At 59.9% G+C, this 16,312-nt stretch carries 15 protein-coding genes; 3 read left to right on the forward strand and 12 right to left on the reverse strand.

The genetic code is table 11. The features are described 5' to 3' along the window. Nucleotides 1-131: 131 nt before the first annotated feature. Nucleotides 132-467, reverse strand: a complete 336-nt coding sequence (locus I9185_RS06605) for a cupin domain-containing protein (protein WP_210092625.1) — start codon at nucleotides 465-467, stop codon at nucleotides 132-134. 189 nt (nucleotides 468-656) lie between these two features. On the opposite strand from I9185_RS06605, the gene I9185_RS06610 reads away from it, so the two are divergent. Beyond that, nucleotides 657-1,838: an NAD(P)/FAD-dependent oxidoreductase gene (locus I9185_RS06610; RefSeq protein WP_210092626.1), complete on the forward strand. Its 1,182-nt coding sequence runs from the start codon at nucleotides 657-659 to the stop codon at nucleotides 1,836-1,838. Here I9185_RS06610 and I9185_RS06615 read toward each other — a convergent pair. The 10 genes from I9185_RS06615 to mraZ all read right to left on the reverse strand — a co-directional run bounded on the left by I9185_RS06615 (nucleotide 1,835) and on the right by mraZ (nucleotide 12,027). After that, a complete protein-coding gene (locus I9185_RS06615; protein ID WP_245217959.1) occupies nucleotides 1,835-2,209 on the reverse strand; it encodes a glycine zipper family protein in 375 nt (124 codons plus the stop codon). The two genes, I9185_RS06610 and I9185_RS06615, sit on opposite strands and share 4 nt — an antisense overlap. A gap of 105 nt (nucleotides 2,210-2,314) precedes the next feature. Then, nucleotides 2,315-3,715 carry a UDP-N-acetylmuramoyl-L-alanine--D-glutamate ligase gene (gene murD, locus I9185_RS06620; RefSeq protein WP_210092627.1) on the reverse strand — a complete coding sequence of 467 codons (1,401 nt, stop codon included), beginning with the start codon at nucleotides 3,713-3,715 and terminating at the stop codon, nucleotides 2,315-2,317. Further along, the gene (locus I9185_RS06625; RefSeq protein ID WP_210092628.1) at nucleotides 3,715-4,326 is read right to left on the reverse strand and encodes a hypothetical protein; all 612 of its coding nucleotides are present in this window, start codon (nucleotides 4,324-4,326) and stop codon (nucleotides 3,715-3,717) included. The genes murD and I9185_RS06625 overlap by 1 nt, the downstream gene beginning before the upstream one ends. Before the next feature lie 16 nt (nucleotides 4,327-4,342). Beyond that, nucleotides 4,343-5,425: a phospho-N-acetylmuramoyl-pentapeptide-transferase gene (gene mraY / locus I9185_RS06630; protein WP_210092629.1), complete on the reverse strand. Its 1,083-nt coding sequence runs from the start codon at nucleotides 5,423-5,425 to the stop codon at nucleotides 4,343-4,345. Between the two features lie 36 nt (nucleotides 5,426-5,461). Next, nucleotides 5,462-6,856 carry a UDP-N-acetylmuramoyl-tripeptide--D-alanyl-D-alanine ligase gene (gene murF, locus I9185_RS06635; protein WP_210092630.1) on the reverse strand — a complete coding sequence of 465 codons (1,395 nt, stop codon included), beginning with the start codon at nucleotides 6,854-6,856 and terminating at the stop codon, nucleotides 5,462-5,464. Continuing rightward, entirely contained in the window at nucleotides 6,853-8,352 is a 1,500-nt protein-coding gene (locus tag I9185_RS06640) for a UDP-N-acetylmuramoyl-L-alanyl-D-glutamate--2,6-diaminopimelate ligase (RefSeq protein ID WP_210092631.1), read from the reverse strand. The genes murF and I9185_RS06640 overlap by 4 nt, the downstream gene beginning before the upstream one ends. Before the next feature lie 22 nt (nucleotides 8,353-8,374). Further along, nucleotides 8,375-10,162, reverse strand: coding sequence for a penicillin-binding protein 2 (locus tag I9185_RS06645; protein WP_210092632.1), 1,788 nt, complete (start codon nucleotides 10,160-10,162; stop codon nucleotides 8,375-8,377). Further along, entirely contained in the window at nucleotides 10,159-10,527 is a 369-nt protein-coding gene (locus tag I9185_RS06650; RefSeq protein WP_152458671.1) for a cell division protein FtsL, read from the reverse strand. Before I9185_RS06650 ends, I9185_RS06645 begins: the two co-directional genes overlap by 4 nt. Then, nucleotides 10,524-11,519 (reverse strand): 16S rRNA (cytosine(1402)-N(4))-methyltransferase RsmH, encoded by a 996-nt coding sequence (gene rsmH / locus I9185_RS06655; RefSeq protein ID WP_171633764.1) that lies wholly within the window; start codon nucleotides 11,517-11,519, stop codon nucleotides 10,524-10,526. The genes I9185_RS06650 and rsmH overlap by 4 nt, the downstream gene beginning before the upstream one ends. Nucleotides 11,520-11,523: 4 nt before the next feature. Further along, a complete protein-coding gene (gene mraZ / locus I9185_RS06660; protein ID WP_171630988.1) occupies nucleotides 11,524-12,027 on the reverse strand; it encodes a division/cell wall cluster transcriptional repressor MraZ in 504 nt (167 codons plus the stop codon). 967 nt (nucleotides 12,028-12,994) lie between these two features. On the opposite strand from mraZ, the gene I9185_RS06665 reads away from it, so the two are divergent. Together I9185_RS06665 and I9185_RS06670 are read left to right on the forward strand one after the other, a co-directional pair. Beyond that, nucleotides 12,995-13,219: a DUF1127 domain-containing protein gene (locus I9185_RS06665; RefSeq protein WP_171630987.1), complete on the forward strand. Its 225-nt coding sequence runs from the start codon at nucleotides 12,995-12,997 to the stop codon at nucleotides 13,217-13,219. 373 nt (nucleotides 13,220-13,592) lie between these two features. Continuing rightward, nucleotides 13,593-13,883 carry a DUF1330 domain-containing protein gene (locus I9185_RS06670; RefSeq protein WP_210092633.1) on the forward strand — a complete coding sequence of 97 codons (291 nt, stop codon included), beginning with the start codon at nucleotides 13,593-13,595 and terminating at the stop codon, nucleotides 13,881-13,883. A gap of 4 nt (nucleotides 13,884-13,887) precedes the next feature. Here I9185_RS06670 and I9185_RS06675 read toward each other — a convergent pair whose 3' ends face one another. Further along, nucleotides 13,888-16,281, reverse strand: a complete 2,394-nt coding sequence (locus tag I9185_RS06675) for a UvrD-helicase domain-containing protein (RefSeq protein WP_210092634.1) — start codon at nucleotides 16,279-16,281, stop codon at nucleotides 13,888-13,890. Between the last annotated feature and the right edge of the window lie 31 nt (nucleotides 16,282-16,312).

Genomic DNA, 16,312 nt, shown 5'->3' on the forward strand with positions numbered 1-16,312 from the left:
CACAAGGCATAAATCGACCTTCCAGGCGCAAAGCACCCCCGGCTGCACGTGGCGGCCCGTGGTTATTGCAGCTTTGGACACGCCGCTTAGCGGAGTGGCGCGCGTTGATCCACAAGGCGGGTTGCTATGCATTATTCCTTGATCGGATATCGGTCGGGTTCCTCAAACACGTCAATGACGCGAGACCCCGCCTTGATGGTCCCTCCGTGCGCGACTCCGCTTGGGATCGAGTAGCTGTCGCCGGGGCCGTAGATGCGGGCCTTGCCACCGATCGTGAGTTCAATTTCACCCTCAACCACCGTCCCCCATTGGGCACCATGCGAATGCAGGGGAAGCTCCATGTCCTTGAGAAAAGTGAAGAAAGCGACCAACCCTGCATCTGATCGAATGACGGCCGTCTGCACCACGTCTTCAGGAAAAGGCACATCCAGTTTTGGAAATGACGAAATAAATTCGGGGAATTGCATTCAGAGTTCCTTTTGCCAGTTTGTCTTGTCAAAACCTCTTTGCGGTATGGCCGCAGCATGTCAGTGCGCTGGAACTCTGGCAATCGCCCTGTCAGCCGACTTCGAATTTGCGAGAACGCGGCGAGCGCGCGCCGCGCGACTTCGGCATGGGCTCTTGCCATCTTGTTTAATCCACGCCATCCCCCGCGCATGACCTACGACACGATCATCCTTGGGGCCGGGGCTGCCGGCATGATGTGTGCGGCCCATTGCGGTGGGCGCGTGCTGGTGATTGACCATGCCAAGGCACCCGGCGAGAAAATCCGCATCTCGGGCGGGGGGCGCTGCAATTTCACCAACATGTATGCCGGGCCGGGCAACTTCCTGTCGCGAAACCCGCATTTCTGCAAATCCGCCCTTTCACGGTACACGCAATGGGATTTCATCGATCTGGTCGGGCGTCACAACATCGCCTGGCATGAGAAAACATTGGGCCAGTTGTTCTGCGATGGCTCTTCGAAACAGATCATCCGGATGTTGCTGGATGAAATGAGCAGTGCAGGAGCAGAGCTGTGGGTTCAAACCTTGCTGCGCGATCTGCGCAAGACCGAAGGCGGCTTTGCGCTGGAGGTGGAGCGTGACGGGCAACGGCAGCACCTGACCTGCGCCAATCTGGTGCTGGCGACGGGCGGGAAATCGATTCCAAAGATGGGCGCTACCGGGCTGGCCTATGACATCGCGCGTCAGTTCGGGTTGCGGATGACCGAGACTCGGGCGGCGCTGGTGCCTTTCACCTTCTCGGACGGGCGGTTCAAGGACCTGTCCGGCGTTTCACTTCCCGTGCGAATGTCGAATGATCGCGCCAGCTTCGACGAGGCGCTGCTGTTCACCCATCGCGGTCTCAGCGGGCCGTCGGTGTTGCAACTGTCGTCATACTGGCGCGAAGGTGAGGCAATCCAGGTGAACCTGATCCCCGACCTGCCCCTGTTGGATCTGTTGCGCGCACAGCGGCAAAGCGCTGGCCGCAAAGCGCTGACCACTGAACTGGCGCGGCATCTGCCGGCCCGGCTGGTCGATTACCTGTGTCGGATCATTCCGATGTCCGGGAAGCTGGCGGATCAGTCGGACGCGAAACTGGCCGAACTGACCTCGGCCTTGTCTGCGTGGCAACTGGTGCCGTCGGGGACCGAGGGGTATCGCACCGCCGAAGTCACCTTGGGCGGGATCAACACGGATGACTTGTCTTCGAAAACGATGGAGGCCAGGGATGTCCCCGGCCTCTATGCAATTGGCGAAGCAGTTGATGTCACCGGTTGGTTGGGCGGCTACAACTTCCAGTGGGCATGGTCGTCAGGCCATGCTGCAGGTGTTGCAATTGCCGCCGGACGCTAGCCTACGACGTTGTAGCCACGCCCGCGCATGCAGTTGCGCACGATCACTTCCTTGTTCTGGTTTTTATTGATGACGTCTGCGCCAGCGCCTACCAGGGCACCTGCCACAGCCGCGCGACCAAGATTGTCGCTGCTGTCCTGAACGATCCCGGTAACGGCCGCAGCACCCGCTGCGCCAATTGCTGCATTCCCCGCGGTAGAGCCATCAACGCTGCTCTGCGATGCCGCCAGTTGTTGGCATTGCTGCAGGTCCACGTTGTAATTCGGGCCGACCGGACCGTCGACGATGGGCTGATAGTTGGCACCCGTGTTCGTACAGGCCCCCGCAACAAGAATGGCAGGTAGGATCAGAGAAAGTCTACGAAATGGCATAGTCATAACCTCGTGTTGAATCTGCTGGCAGGCAAAACCAATAATGGTGCCGCGTCAAGCTGATAGCATCCAAGTTTGGCCCAGCCGGCGGTCTATTGCAAATGGCTATTCTGTCAGCCGGCGCTTGACCTGCGTTGCAAAATCCTCGCCGCGCTGTTCAAAGTTGTCATATTGGTCGAAACTTGCCGCCGCGGGCGCCAGTAGGACCGTCTCGCCGGGTCGGGCATCCGCCATGGCCTGCGCCACGGCCTCTGACATCGTCGTACAGACCTGCGCATCAGCCTCGAGCTGCATCGCAAAACCGGCCGCTTCGCGACCGATCACATAGGCCTTGATGACTTCGCCCGCCGCCATGTTCAGGGCTGATATGCCACCCTCTTTCTCAAGACCGCCGCAAATCCATCGGATCTTTTTGAATGCCATAAGCGCTTTCAGGGCGCTGTCGACATTGGTCGCCTTGGAGTCGTTGACGTAGGTAACCCCATCGGCCTCGGCGATGATCTGGCTGCGATGCGGCAGACCCGGATAGGAATGCAGCGCATCCTCGATCACGCGCGGGGCAAGGCCCAGCGACCGGCAGGCGGCGTAGGCCGCGCAGGCATTCTGGTGGTTATGTGCACCGGGCAGGCCCTTGATGGCGCGCAGGTCGATAGACCCCGCCTGCCGCCCCTTGCGGTATTCCGACAGGAACCCTTTGCGCGCAAAGACCTGCCAGCCCGGCCCAGTCAGCTTCCGCGCCACCGAGATACGGATCACCCGGTCATCCGATGGTCCTTCAGCCAGTTGCCCTGCCAAAAACGCACCTTCGGTTTCGTCGACGCCAATGATCGCGCGATCCGGGCCGCCTTCGGAAAAGAGGCGCCGCTTGGCCGCGAAATATCCCCCCATGCCGCCGTGGCGGTCCAGATGATCGGGCGACAGATTGGTGAACACCGCCACATCGGGGGTCAGAGCGCGGGCCAGCTCGGTCTGATAGCTGGAAAGCTCCAGCACCACGACCGAATCATCACCGCCCGGATCGATATCCAGAACACCGCGCCCGATATTCCCCGCCAACTGCGCCTCGCGACCGGCCTCGGTCAGGATATGATGGATCAAAGCGGCAGTCGTCGATTTCCCGTTCGAGCCTGTCACCGCAATCACGCGCGGAGGCGTGTCGTAGTTGTTCCATTCCGGTCCGGCAAAGGAGCGGAAGAACAGGCCGATGTCATTGTCCACCGGCACGCCTGCATCCAGGGCTGCCGCCACCACGGGGTTCGGTTCAGGATAGAGATGCGGAATGCCCGGTGAAACGATCAGCGACGCGATGTCGTCAAATGCCCCATGCTTGCGCAGGTCGGCGCAGGTGAATCCCTCGCCTTCGGCGGTATCACGGGCAGCCGGGTTGTCATCCCAGCACACCGGTTCCGCCCCGCCCGCACGCAGCGCACGTGCAGTGGCCAGGCCGGACCGGCCCAGCCCCAGAACGGCTACTTTCTGTCCTGAAAAGCCTTTGACCGCGATCATTAGGGGGTCACCTTTTTTAGATTACCGAAGATCGTGAAATCACCAACAGCTACGACCCCGCCAATAATAAACAGCAACGAAATGAAAAACGATAAAATTTGCACGCTTACTGCCTCGCGGTCGTAGCGACCACTCAATTGAGTAAGCCTGTAGCCAACTACTAATGCTGCTGAGTTTGCAACGTGAAGGAACGCGACCAATACTACAAACGCCGTGATCAAAAACACACGGATATCAAAGCCAACACAGGCCAAAAAAATCAGTATGAAAAATACCGCAATAGCGAGCCACAAAGCTTGATCAAAAGAACGACGAGAAGACTTACTTTTGGGCCACCTTGTATTTACGCTATTGTGAAGCATAACTATGGGGATTGGCACGACGATAGCCACAGCGGACAAAACCAACGCTGCTATGATCACTCCCCAGTACGAACTGCACAGATCAAAAAGACCAAGAGTGTTGTTTAAGAACAAGCTAATGGTGCCTTTCCCAAGAGAAACGCTTTCCCAAAATTTGATAAAAATTACAGCCAACCCTGCCGACTGTAACCCAGCCGCGATGGCGTAAAGCCGTTCGCGCCCACACAATTCCATTTGATCGCAAGTCATTCCGCGTTGTCTTTAACTACCGCACCTTCAACGTCGCAAGACCGATCATCGCCAGGATCAGCGAGATGATCCAGAAGCGGATCACGATGGTCGGCTCGGCCCAGCCTTTTTTCTCATAGTGGTGATGGATCGGAGCCATCAGGAAGACCCTCTTGCCGGTGCGCTTGAAGTAGAGGACCTGAATGATCACGCTCAGCGCCTCGACCACGAACAGGCCGCCGACCACGGCCAGAACCAGCTCGTGCTTGGTGGCCACGGCGATTGAGCCCAGCGCCCCGCCCAGGGCCAGCGATCCGGTATCGCCCATGAACACCGCCGCCGGGGGGGCATTGTACCAGAGAAACCCGAGGCCGGCTCCGAACAACGCGGAGGTGAAGATGAAGATCTCACCGGTGCCCGGGACGTAATGCACATCGAGATATTCGGTAAAGTCGACCCGACCGACCGCATAGGCGATCACGCCCAGGGTCGAGGCTGCGATCATCGCCGGCATGATGGCCAGCCCGTCCAGACCGTCGGTCAGGTTCACCGCATTGGCGGCCCCGACGATCACGACAATCGAGAACGGAATATAGAAGATGCCCAGATTGACCAGCGTGTCCTTGAAGACGGGTACAGCCAGCTGGTTCTGCAACGCTTCGGGATGGTGCAACGTCGCCCAAAGCGAAGCCAGCACGGCGATAATCACGCCCAACGCCAGGCGCATCCTGCCTGAAACCCCCTGCGTATTCTGTTTTGAGACCTTCGCGTAGTCATCCGCGAATCCGATGGCCGCATAAGACAAGGTCACAAAAAGAACCATCCAGACATAAGGGTTGTCCAACCGCGCCCAGACAAGGGTTGACGTGACCAGAGCTCCGACAATCAGCAATCCACCCATCGTCGGCGTGCCTGCCTTGGAAAAATGCCCTTCGGGGCCGTCGTCACGGATCGGCTGGCCTTTGCCCTGTTTCTTGCGCAGCACGTTGATCAGGGGTTTTCCGAAGATGAACCCAAAGATCAGCGCGGTCATGAAGGCACCGCCTGCGCGGAAGGTGATATACCGGAAGAGGTTCCAGAAATCCCCTCCGTCCGACAGAGCGGTCAACCAGTACAGCATGACAATACCTTTCTCACACGAGGCGCGCGGGCAAGTTCACCCATCAAGCGCGCCCCCTTGCCCCATTTTGCGCAGACCGTCAACAATCGCGGCCAACGCCATGCTGAGTGAACCCTTGGCGAGCACCGTGTCTCCATCCCGGATCAAAGCAGGCAGATGTTCCGCCATTTCCGCACTGGTTGCGAACCAGAGCCCACGTTTCTTCTCGGGCAGCGCGCGGTGCATTGCCTGCATCAATGGCCCGATGCAATGAACCTGATCCACGCGCGCCATCGCCTCGATATCCGCCATGGCGGCATGCATGGCCTCTTCCTGGGCGCCCAGTTCCTTCATGTCACCCAGAAACGCAACGCGGCGGGTGCCTTTGGAGGCGGCCAAGACATCCAGCGCGGCCTCCATCGAGGTCGGGTTGGCGTTATAACTGTCATCCAGCAGTTCGATCTGCCCGCCGCCGGGCAAAGGCAGGCTTTCCCGTACGCCGCGCCCCTTGACCGGAGACCATGCGCGCAGACCCGCGATAGCGTCATCCAGATCGACACCCAGTTCAACGCAGGCTGCCAAAGCCCCCAGTGCGTTCATGGCGAAATGCGTACCGGCAGAGTTCACCGCAAAGCGGAATACCTGATCACCAACGGCAGCTTCGGCATTCACGGCGCTCGTCCCCTGCTGAACGTCGGTCAGCCGGTAATCCGTTGCGCCTTGGCCGAAATCCACGATCCCGGCCCCCTGCCCAAGTGCCGTTTGGCGCAGGATGTCCGCGTGCTCGATATCCGCATTGACGATTGCCGCGCCACCGGATTGGAGCCCTTCAAAGATCGCAGCTTTTTCATGGGCGATGCCAGCCACATTCTCGAAGGCTTCCAGATGCACCGCCGCCACGGTCGTGACCAGCGCCACATGCGGGCGGGCTTGCCGGGCCAGCGGGGCAATCTCGCCCGGATGGTTCATGCCAATCTCGATCACTGCGAATTCAGTGTCGCGCGGCATCCGGGCAAGGGTCAGCGGAACGCCCCAGTGGTTGTTGTAGCTGGCCACGCTGGCATGGGTTCTGCCCTGTGTTTCGAGGATCACGGCCAGCATTTCCTTGGTCGACGTCTTGCCGACACTGCCAGTCACCCCCACCACACGCGCATCCGTTCTGGCGCGAGCCGCCTGCCCCAAAGCCTCGAGCGCCGCCTGCACATCTTCGACGATCAGCAGTGGTGCGTCTGGCGATACGTTGTCGGGAATATGCGAGACCAAAGCCGCGCCCGCGCCTTTCTCAAGCGCTTGGGCTACGAACTCATGCCCGTCACGTGCCGCTTTCAGCGCAACAAACAGATCACCGGGTTGAAGGGTGCGGGTGTCGATGGAGACACCATTTGCGGTCCAGTCGGTCGTCGCCTGACCGCCCGTCGCCGCGGCCGCTTCGGATGCAGTCCAGAGCGTCATGCGACCCGCCCGTCCAGCGCTGCAACGGAAATGCTGGCCTGTTCCACATCGTCGAAGGGCAGAACCTGATCCCCCACGATCTGACCGGTTTCATGCCCCTTTCCGGCGATCAGCAGCGCATCACCGGGTTGCAGCGCATCGATGCCGCGCAGAATGGCCTCGGCGCGGTCGCCGACTTCGGTCACGCTGGCGTCGCCTGCTGCCTCTGACGCGCCTGCCATCACGGCCGCGCGGATGACTGCGGGATCTTCGCTGCGCGGGTTGTCATCGGTGACAAAGACCACGTCTGCATGGTGGGCTGCCGCCCTGCCCATCAAGGGGCGTTTGCTGGCGTCGCGATCCCCGCCCGCACCGATAACGGCAATCAGACGGCCCATCACATGCGGGCGCAGCGCCTTGAGCGCCGTGGCGACAGCATCAGGCGTGTGGGCATAATCCACAAACACCGCCGCGCCATTGTCACGCGTGGCGGCCAGTTGCATCCGCCCGCGAACCGTCGTCAGATGGGGCAGAGTTTCGAACACCCGTTCGGGGCTGTCCCCGGCAGCGATCACCAGCCCACAGGCCAGCAGGATATTTTCGGCCTGAAACCCGCCAATCAGGTTCAGGCGGGTCTGGAACGTTCGGCCCTGCCACGCAAAGCGCAGGTCTTGCCCCGTCGCGTCGAACCGTTGGTTGATCAGGCACAGGTCAGCATCGCCCAGCCCGACCGTCAGCACCGACTGGCCGCGCATCTCGGCAATCCGTCTGATCTGAGCCCCTTTAGGGTCGCTCAGGTTGACGACAGCTGTTCCGTCCTGCGGTAAAACCCGGTCGAACAGACCAGCCTTTGCGTTGAAATAAGCCTCGAAGGTTTCGTGGTAATCCAGATGATCCTGCGTGAAGTTCGAGAAACCGGCGGCAGTCAGGTGAACGCCGTCAAGGCGGCGCTGTTCAAGGCCGTGGGACGAAGCCTCCATAGCGGCATGGGTCACGCCGTTCTCGGCCGCCTCGGCCAGACAGCGGTGCAAGGTGATCGGCTCGGGCGTGGTATGGGTCAGTGGCACTGTCCACGCACCTTCAACCCCGGTGGTGCCGAGGTTGACGGCGGCGTGACCAAGCGCGGACCAGATCTGCCGGACGAAGGTGGAAACAGATGTTTTGCCGTTCGTTCCCGTGACGGCCACGATGGTTTGCGGCTGCGCGCCGAACCACAGCGCCGCGGCACCGGCCAGCGCCTGACGCGGGTCTTCCACCACGGCCAGCGCTGCGTCCGAAGCTGCCAGTTCGGCCTCGGCGATCTCTGCCCCTTCGGCATCGGTCAGGATTGCAGCGGCCCCCATGCGCAGGGCAAACTGAATGAACTCTGCCCCATGAACGCGGGACCCGGGCAGCGCGGCAAACAGGAAGCCCTCTTTCACCTCGCGGCTGTCAACGGCCAGACCAGTGATATCCGGGTTTGCGCCCTCTCTTGCGGTCAGGGCCAGCTGGCTGAGTTTCTTCGTCCTTGTGCCCATGACCCACCTCTTGCCGGACAGCCTAGTTTGAGGTCAGCGTTATAGCAGCGCCCGCCTCAGGCTCAAGCCGTGGACGTAGCCCCAACAACGGTGCGACGCGACCGATGAGTTCGGCGGCAACAGGCACCGCAGTCCAACCGGCCGTGCGGCGCTTTTCACCGTAGGCCACGATCGAAGGTTCGTCCAACGTGACGATCAGAACGTATTGCGGGTCATAGGCCGGGAAGATCGTCGCAAATGTGGCAATGACCTTGTCGTCGTAATACCCGCCGCGCGGTTTGGGCTTGTCGGCCGTACCGGTCTTGCCCGCCACGTCATAGCCCTTGACCTCGGCGAAACTGGCGGTGCCGTCCGTTACCACCTTGCGCAGCATTTTCTGCGCCTGACGTGCGGTGTCCTGTGACATGACACGAGGCCCGTATTGCGTGCCGTTCTGGCGCAGGATGGTCGGGCTGACGTAATGCCCGCCATTGGCAATCGCAGCATATCCGGCGGCCAGATGCATCGGACTGGTCGACAGGCCATGGCCATAGGAAATTGTCACGGTGCTGAGCTCGCCCCATTTCTTCGGCTTCAGCGGCACGCCGCCCTTGGCCTCGACAATCTCGAAAGGGGTCGGATCGAACATGCCAAGCGCGTCCAGAAACTCCTGCTGCCGTTTGGCACCGATTTGCAAGGCCAGACGCCCCGTGCCTCGGTTCGAGCTGTGGACGATCACATCCGCCACGCTGATCTTGCCGTAATTTTTGCCGTTGAATTCGCCGATGGGAAAGCGGCCGATCTTCATCGGCCCGGACGTATCGATGATGGTGTTCGAATTCACCAATCCAAGTTCAACGGCCTGGGCCGCGGTGAAAATCTTGAAAACAGATCCCAGTTCATACACGCCTTGTACATAACGGTTGAAAAGCGGGCTGTCCGAGGGGTCAAAGCCCGAGGTCGGTGGGCGCGGGCGGTCATTCGGATCAAAAGAAGGCAGCGAAGCAGCGGAAATAACCTCGCCCGTATGCGCGTTCATCAGAACGGCCGAGGCCCCCTTGGCATTCATGATCTTCATACCGCCGTAAAGAACCTGTTCAACTGCGGCTTGAATCGTCAGGTCCAGCGACAGTTGCAGCGGCTTGTTGCCGTTGGCCGGATCGCGCAGATAATCGTCGAACTGCTTTTCCACACCGGCCACGCCGATCACTTCGGCGGCGCTGACGCCTTCACGACCAAAACCGGACCCGCCCAGGATATGAGCGGCCAGCCGCCCGTTGGGGTAAAGCCGCATTTCACGCGGACCGAACAGGATGCCGGGATCACCGATGTCGTGCACGGCCTGCTTCTGCTCGGGCGAAATGCGTTTCTTGATCCACAGGAATTTGCGGTTGCCGGTGAAGTCCTTGATCAGCCGCTCTTTGTCCAGATCAGGAAAAATCGCAACCAACTGCTCTGCAGCGGCGACGGGATCGATCATCAACGGGGGCTGCGCGTAAACGGAATAGGTGTCCAGATTGGTGGCCAGTATGCGCCCTTCGCGATCGACGATGTTGGCGCGCTGCATGGCAATCGCCGCGCCCGGTGCGCTGGCCAGAGGCTCTTGTGCTTCCGAGGTCGCCAGCATGCCCATGCGGACACCGACGACTGAAAAAGCGCAGAAGAAGAACAGGCCCAGCACCAGCAGACGCCCTTCGGCACGGGCGCGGGCGCGATCCTTCATCTCTTCGTGGCGCTTGCGGATGTTCTCACGCTCGATTGCCTTGGGGTTTTCGCCCCGCGCGCGGGCATCCAGGATTCGGGCCAGGGGGCGCAGAGGGGTGCGTGTCATGGAATCTGCACCTCGCCCAAAGCCTGAATGTCAGTGATGGCCTGCAATTCAATCGGATCAACGACGGGCAGGTCCGGGTCTTCGGCATAGGCGATCTGATCCGCGCGCCCGAACTGCTCGGCCCGCAACGGCAGCAGACCAAGGCGTTCAAAGTTCAGGTCGGCCAGTTCGCGCAGCCTGTCCGGGCGGTTCAGATAGGCCCATTCCGCGTTCAGAACAGCCAGTCGCACCTGTGCCATTCCGATCTCGCGCTGCAAAGACTGGGTTTCCTTTACCACTTGCTGGGTTCGGTAGTTTTCCTGATAGGCCCACAACGCCAACCCGAACACGGACAGAGCAGTCAACACATACAAAACACTCTTCATCTTGCCCTTCCCCCCAGTTGCGGCATTCCGATGGCCCGCGCTTCAATTTCCCCCGCCGGAGCTTCGGTTCGGATCGCCACACGCAGTTTGGCCGAGCGCGCGCGCGGGTTTTCCTGCAATTCCTGTTCGTCAGGCCCCACCGCCTTGCGGGTCTTCAGTGTGAATTGCGGCTGTTCCTGTTCAATCTCGGGCGCATAGCGGTTCGCGCGCCCCGTCTTGCCCGCGCGGGACTGGAAAAACCGTTTCACCATTCGGTCTTCAATGGAATGGAAAGTGACAACGGCCAGTTGCCCGCCGGGCTTCAAAGCACGTTCAGCGGCCATCAACCCTTGAAACAGCTCTTCATATTCTGCATTCACGGCGATCCGCAGCCCTTGAAAGCTGCGCGTGGCCGGGTGGGATTGCCCCGGTTTCGGACGTGGCAGGCAGGATTCGATGATCGCGGCCAGACGCAGGGTTGTGGTGATCGGCTCTTCCGTGCGCGCTTTGACGATCGCCTTGGCAATCCGGCGGCTGGCGCGTTCTTCACCATAGTGGAACAGGATGTCGGCCAGTTGCGCCTCGGTCGCGGTATTGACCAGATCGGCGGCGCTTTCGCCATCCTGGCTCATGCGCATGTCCAAAGGACCATCCTTCATGAAGGAAAACCCGCGGTCGGCCTGGTCCAGTTGCATCGAGGAAACGCCAAGGTCCAGAACAACGCCGTCCAGGTTCTGTGCATATTCATCCATACGAGAGAACACGCCGGGCTGCATCACCAGCCGATCACCATAGGCGCCCGCCCAGTCTGACGCCATCTCAAAAGCCAAGGGATCGCGATCCACGCCGATCACCTTGTCGGCCCCGGCCTCCAGCAATCCGCGGGTGTACCCGCCTGCGCCGAAGGTTCCGTCCAGCCAGACGCCCGTGACCGGCGCCACCGCCGCCAAGAGCGGGCGCAGCAAGACAGGGATGTGAGGCGCGTCCGGTTGTGGATGATCCGCGGCCGCCATGCAGTCACCCGCCCTCGACTTCATCGAGGAATTCCAGCGGATCAACATCGTCGCCAAGGCCGTCCAGCCATTCCTCGGTCGCCGCCAGTTCCTCGGATTCGTAGGTCTCGGGCTTCCAGATCTGAAAAGTATCCCCGGCGGCGATAAAAAACGCCTCGCCCTCAAGACCGATCTTCTTGCGCAGCTTTGCCGGCAGAACCAGCCGCCCGGTTTCATCGACATTGGTCGGGAAGGACTGCCCATGGAACAGGCGCTGCAACATCTTGCGCTTCATCGCGCCACGTGGCAGCGCATCGATCTTGGCATCGACCTCGTCGATCGCCTCCATCGTGTAGCATTCCAGGTATTTGCGGCGATGATCCCCGTAGACAATCACAAGCTCTGGATTGTCGCCGGGCTGCCAGTTGGGATCGGAGGCTTCAAGCACGCGGCGAAACGAGGCCGGGATCGACACCCTGCCTTTCGCATCCACCTTATGGTGGCTTTCACCTCTGAACCTGCGCGCCAAGACGACTGTCCCTTTCGCTTGCGCCCCACTTGAAATTCGCGTTCCCCCCGGATGAAAAACGGCGGGTTGATCTGCTGCCACTGATCAACCCGCCGCATTGACCCGCTGTGCGGGATGTCCAGCTGCACGCGCCACCTGGGGGGATGTCTGCTCGCCCGCGCGCCGGATCTCTTGATTGATGAAAGCGAGATGCCTGTATGAAACCTGATTATTTTTGGTCGGGGTCGTTTGGTGCCCCTGCTGCCTCGTCCTCATCGGATGTATTAGGGATGCCATGGGAATTCATGGAAATCAACAGGAATTTTGTGGACCGTGTTCCATGAATCACGCTCCAACAACAATACCACCATGAAATTTGATCACAATGACACCAATTGTAGGAGGTCTTTCCGCACAGTACCCCAGATATAGAAAATTCGAAGTTGGAATTTTTTTCCCACGATTTCCCGGAATATCTAAAGAATTGCCATTCAGGGTGGAAAAAACCTGGCATCTTTGGGCAGCGATCTCGCAGAATCATTTGCACTTTGAGCGCAATTTCGGCGGGACTTCCCCTCGACAACCACATTGGCCCATGAAATCCCGTGGCGTTCGGGCAGTTTGCTCTGCGACGTGCGAAACGGGCAAATCGTGCATCAGGGAATAGCTGAACCGCCACGCCTTGCCTGGCGCTTCGGTCACACGCACGTCTTGAATGGTTTTATTGCGCACATATTCCAGCCAACACCGCTCAATTAAAGGGCAAGCCATAAGAAGGCCATGTTTCCGCTGTCACCCGTGACCCAAGGGAAGGCCCAATGTTTCAAGGTGCATTTCGAGTTGAAGGAAAAAACTGAACCAATCTATGCGCTTGCTGCATAGCAGCATTGACGACGCGACCTATTGTGCAATCGCAGCATTTGCCTATTTTCAACCTCAAGCAAGGGCCGAGCGTAATCGGCAAAGCAAATAAATACGGATGATGAGCATGGCAGTCGCAAGCACACATACAGCATCGAAGAGCACACCGGCGTTCGGAATCGCAACTTTGATCGAAAACGCAAAGGCTCGTTTTGCCCGCTATCGTATGTATCGCCAGACCGTCAATGAGCTGGCAGGACTGTCGGACCGTGAACTGGCCGATCTGGGCCTGCATCGTTCCATGATCCGTCGGGTGGCCATGCAGGCCGCCAACGATCACATCGCGCAATAAGCGCGCCACGAATATCGAGATCAGGCCCTTCCTCCTCCCTTAGGGTCTGTTATCAGCGGCAACGTCTCTCCTCCTCCCTGACGTTGCCGCACCATATACCGGCCTCAACCCGCCGGATCCTGATACATCGAGGCTCTCCTCCTCCCTGCCTTGATGTTGAAAGCGCGCGGCGACGCCTTCCTCCTCCCTGACGTCGCCGCGTCTTCTCCATACCGGGCTCAAACCCGGGTTCGAATACATCGGGGCTCTCCTCCTCCCTGCTCTGATGTTGACAAGACGGCGGTTCCCCTTCCTCCTCCCTGGGAACCGCCGTTTTTTTATTTTTCTGACATAGGTGTAAGATGGCCCTCTGATTTCTGATCCGGAGGAAACAATGGCCGCCTATTTCATCGCGCAGATCGACATCCACCACCCGGATGGGTATCAGGATTATCTGGCGGGTTTCATGCCGATCTTCGACCGCCACAAGGGACGCCTGCTCACGGTTTCATCGAAACCGGTCGAACGGGTCGAAGGAGATTGGCCCAAAGGTGGCATTGTGCTGATGGAGTTTCCGGACCTTGCCACGGCGAAAGCCTGGAAAGACGACCCTGATTACATCGAGCTGGCGAAGGTCCGGCAAGCCACCGCCTCAACCAATCTGGTTCTGGTCGAAGGGATATGACGCCTCAGAACGGGACGTCATCCTTGTTGGTCAGAAAACGCGAGACCACTTTCTTTGTGCCTGCCTTGTCGAATTCGACTTCGACCTTGTCGCCCTCGATCCCGACAACCGCGCCATAGCCGAATTTCTGGTGGAACACCCGTTCCCCCAGCGTGAAACTGGCCACGGCGGTCGCGTCGATCACCGTGTTGCGGGATTCGCGCGGCTGCGACATGCCGTATTGCCCCTGCCGCGCCTGCATCCGTCTCCAGCCCGGCGAGTTGTAGACATTCGCTTCGGCCGCGCGGGTCTCGATACCGGCCGACATCTGACTGTTGCCGTGCAACCCGGCCCCTGGCAAAACCTCAACGTGATCGTCCGGCAATTCGTCGATGAAACGGGACGGCATCGAGTTCTGCCACTGACCGAACACCCGCCGGTTGGCGGCAAAAGAAATGGTACACACTTCTTCGGCACGGGTGATGCCGACATAGGCCAGCCGCCGTTCCTCCTCGAGCCCCTTGAGCCCGGATTCGTCCATTGACCGCTGCGAGGGGAACAGCCCGTCCTCCCAGCCCGGCAGGAAGACGGCGGGAAACTCCAGCCCCTTGGCCGCGTGAAGGGTCATGATCGAAACCTTGGCCCCGTCGCTGTCCTGTTCGTTGTCCATGACCAGACTGACATGTTCCAGAAACCCTTGCAGGTTCTCGAAATTGTCCAGCTGGTTCACCAGTTCCTTGAGGTTTTCAAGGCGCCCCGGCGCTTCGGGCGTCTTGTCGTTCTGCCAGTGGGCGGTATAGCCGGATTCGTCGAGAATGATCTGCGCAAGTTCGATATGCGTATGCTCGGGTGCGCCGAACCGCATGGGCGAACCGTCATCGATCACCGAATCGTCGTCCACCTCGATCCGCGGCCCACGTGTCATCGCATTCCAACGCGCCAGACCGTCGATCAGTTCGCGCAGCGCCTTGCCTCCCTTGCCCTTGATCAACCCGTTATCGACCGCAATCCGAGCCCCCTCGACCAATGACACCCCATTTTCGCGCGCGGTCATCTGGATGGTTTGCTGCGCCTTGTCACCCAAGCCGCGTTTCGGCGTGTTTACGATTCTCTCAAACGCAAGATCATCCTCGGGGCTGACCACCAGCCGGAAATAGGCCATGGCATCGCGAATCTCCATCCGTTCATAGAATCGCGGGCCGCCGATCACTTTGTAGGGCAAACCGATGGTCAGAAACCTGTCTTCGAAGGCGCGCATCTGGTGGCTGGCGCGGACGAGGATAGCGATCTCATCAAGGTTCATCGGGCGAATACCGCGCGTACCGCCCTGCATCGCGTCGATTTCCTCGCCGATCCAGCGGGCCTCTTCCTCGCCGTCCCAATGGCCGATCAGATTGACCTTGTGGCCTTCCTCGGCTTCGGTCCACAGCTCTTTGCCCAGACGGTTTTCATTGCCGCGAATGACGTTCGACGCAGCCGCCAGAATATGCGGGGTCGAGCGGTAGTTCTGTTCCAGCCGCACCACATACGCGCCGGGAAAGTCCTTTTCGAACCGTAGGATGTTGCCCACCTCGGCCCCGCGCCAGCCATAGATCGACTGATCGTCATCGCCGACGCAGCAGATGTTCTTGTGCCCGCCCGCAAGCAGCCGCAGCCACAGATATTGGGCGATGTTGGTGTCCTGATACTCGTCCACCAGGATATAGCGGAACCAGCGCTGGTATTGCTCCAAAACATCCTGATGGGTCTGGAAGATCGTAACCATGTGCAGAAGCAGATCGCCGAAATCCACCGCATTCAATTCGCGCAGGCGGGTCTGATATTGGGCATATAGCTCAATGCCCTTGTTGTCATAAGCCCCGGCATCGGCGGCTGGCACCTTGTCGGGTGTCAGCGCTCGGTTCTTCCAATCGTCGATGATTCCCAGCAACATCCGCGCAGGCCAGCGTTTGTCGTCGATATTTGCGGCCTGCACCAACTGCTTGAGCAGGCGCAACTGGTCGTCGGTATCCAGAATGGTGAAGTTCGATTTCAAATCGACCAGTTCCGCATGGCGGCGCAGCAGTTTGACGCAGATCGAATGAAAGGTACCCAGCCATGGCATCCCCTCAGCAGGCTGCCCCAACAGGCGGCCCACCCGTTCCTTCATCTCGCGCGCGGCCTTGTTGGTGAAGGTTACCGACAGAATCTCATTCGGACGTGCGCGCGCGGTGTTGAGAAGATGTGCGATCCGGGCGGTCAGAGCCTTGGTCTTGCCCGTTCCGGCACCTGCCAGCATCAGAACCGGTCCGTCCAGACGCTCGACCGCGTCCCGTTGTGCCGGGTTCAGCTCATCCAGATAGGGCGAAGGGCGCACGGCCATGGCCCGCGCCGACAGCGATGCGCCCTCGAAGGCGTCCATTTCGTCAAAACTGCTCATGGCCCCAAACTACGCCGGATAAGCGCGAAGG

The sequence above is a fragment of the Ruegeria sp. HKCCSP346 genome, from assembly GCF_017872595.1.
Taxonomy (GTDB): Bacteria; Pseudomonadota; Alphaproteobacteria; order Rhodobacterales; family Rhodobacteraceae; genus Ruegeria.